The 2,352-nt window shown below is 39.3% G+C and carries 3 protein-coding genes; 1 reads left to right on the forward strand and 2 read right to left on the reverse strand.

Annotated elements, in window-relative coordinates; genetic code table 11:
- Positions 1–68: 68 nt before the first annotated feature.
- Positions 69–230, reverse strand: a complete 162-nt coding sequence (locus tag AC1DSE_RS34210; RefSeq protein WP_477512966.1) for a hypothetical protein — start codon at positions 228–230, stop codon at positions 69–71.
- A 68-nt stretch (positions 231–298) separates the two neighbouring features.
- Entirely contained in the window at positions 299–394 is a 96-nt protein-coding gene (gene yjcZ, locus AC1DSE_RS34215) for a sporulation protein YjcZ (protein ID WP_477512965.1), read from the reverse strand.
- A 693-nt stretch (positions 395–1,087) separates the two neighbouring features.
- On the opposite strand from yjcZ, the gene AC1DSE_RS34220 reads away from it, so the two are divergent.
- Complete coding sequence (locus tag AC1DSE_RS34220; RefSeq protein ID WP_477512964.1) at positions 1,088–1,990, forward strand: hypothetical protein; 903 nt, start codon at positions 1,088–1,090, stop codon at positions 1,988–1,990.
- Positions 1,991–2,352 lie beyond the last annotated feature (362 nt).

Genomic DNA, 2,352 nt, shown 5'->3' on the forward strand with positions numbered 1-2,352 from the left:
CTTCTGAATAGATCGTATTTTATTTTTGTAAAAAGGTGAAAGTTGATCGAACTTCAAAATTAATACTCTCAGTAGTTGCAGCCTGTATTGATGCCTTCAACTCTTCTTTCATCTTTTCTATCTTCTCGTCTATCTTCTCTTTTCTCGTTGCGGCCGAGGACGCCACAACTACAAGCAATAATCACTAATAGAATGAAAAGCACCAGAATCGTACCAAGGTTATTGTGCATTATTCAATTTACCTCCTTAAGTCTTAGTGAATTGTAAAAGTTAGCGTACACAGTTTACGTCTATGGGATTAGTAATTGTCATGGTGGCGGAAGACGTTGCAGCTACAAGCGATGATTACTAATAGAATGAAAAGCACCAGAATCGTACCAAGGTTATTGTGCATTATTCACTTCACCTCCCTGTTTTTGACTACCATGTAGAGTATGTATTGATAGAATTGAGTGATTGGATGTTTGTTCCTGAATGATACTAGCCTTATATAAAAGGATAGGACAATAAGTGTGAACGATTTATGAGACAAAGTTGAATGAATATCCAAATACATGAGGGGGATTGAATGTGAACTTCGATTGCACAAATTGCAAAGCGTCATTTGAAATTTTAGATACTGATCACCTGATTGATATCAGTGAGCCAGCTGTTAGGTATTGCCCTATTTGCGGAAAAGAAACTTGTGTAGAGACATGATTGATTATAGGTGCAACTAAGAAATAGGTGGTGTTGGGATGGAAATGATAACGCTTGAGGAATGTTTAGCACCGCCATCGCAGAACAGGAAGGCGGTAATAACAAAACGGGGAATGACATTTGAATGAGCACGCTGTGGTAATATGATGCCTAAGTTATATATAAAGGATTTTCGGAAGGCAAAGGGGTCTTTAAACCAAATTTGCGAATGCAGCTGTAATAACCGTATTATTCAAGGTTTTGGTTATTCATGGTACGACTACGAAGCAGCTCAGGAGAGAGAACGGAAGTACAGAGGATTATGGAAAGAGGAATGGATGGTAAAGCCGGTGCGGTTTGGCCTTTGATTATCTGAATAAGGGGTAAGGGTATTAATGGCCAACAATACGTGTACCAGTATTCTGCGACTTTCTTTCAAAACTTGATGAACGTGAATTTTCTGCTCATCTCCACAAATACRAAAAGTGATCGCCTAAAAGTCCTGAAGATCCTCGTAGACAAGCTCATTAATAACGAAATTGATATACACCTTTATCACTTTGGGCTTTATCTGCTCAATCCGTACGCAGGAGCAAGGCAAAAAGAAGAAGATGCCAAGGCGGCAGGAAAAAGACGATCTGACTTTATGGATACACTGCCACTATATGAACTCAAAGATAACGATTCGTTTATATCCGAAGTTTGGTCTGGTCTGATAGAGCGTCGCTATCCGGATGTTGGGAAAGAGATAGTACGCGTACCACCATTCAATGAAATTAGGATTCTATTTACACCAAACCAATACCAATTTGGTAATCATACTGGATTGTATTACTCAGATGCGGACTGGTTGGAGCCCGTTCCAAGCTATGAACTTAAAGTGAAAAGATGGGTTGGGGAAAAAGATCCGATGATACCACAATCAAAGAAAGAGGGGGTAATCGAGGGATCGATTATACTTGGTCATAGCGGCGAGGGAGGACTTCGACATTTCGTCGGCCGTGAGCCTGTGTATGCAGGCAGTTACATCGAAATTAAATTTGGAGACGGTTGGATTCCTGGTAGGTACGAATGGAGCTTTGAACAAGGCAACCCAATTCGTATTCACTCCTCGCGTCATAGGATACCTTGTTGTAAACTGATTTGCTTGGTGAAAGTTAAAGAATCGCATAACTGCTATTTGTCCATTTATCAACCAATATCCATTTGCTCATTCGGTTTACGCCTTCATATCGATACACTTTCTCTTCTACAAAACAATGAATATCTGTCCCCATTATGTTCCTCTAATTTATTGAGATTTCTCCATTAAAATGTATTCAAGATATTTCCACGTTAGCCTGCCCGTTAGTTCAACAATTGAGATGAACGGTATGGTCCTATGCTGATGTATCCATAAACGTTGATATATAAGCACTTATAGGCATTTACAAAGACAAATAGATAATACTGTGCAATAAAAAAGCGCCCAATTATGGGCGCTTTTTTATAACATGTTATAACGTAATTGAAATAAAGTCACGATCCAGAACGATGTTACCATCTTGCGGTACATCCCCAGCTACTCCGAAATGGTTAACAATAACATTTGAAGTAGCTGAAAGGATGACAACTACTTCATAGTGATCGTTGACACCAGCGAGATTTGTATTGAAAAATCGAAGGGAATTGGCT

The sequence above is a fragment of the Paenibacillus sp. 01L418 genome, assembly GCF_056400045.1.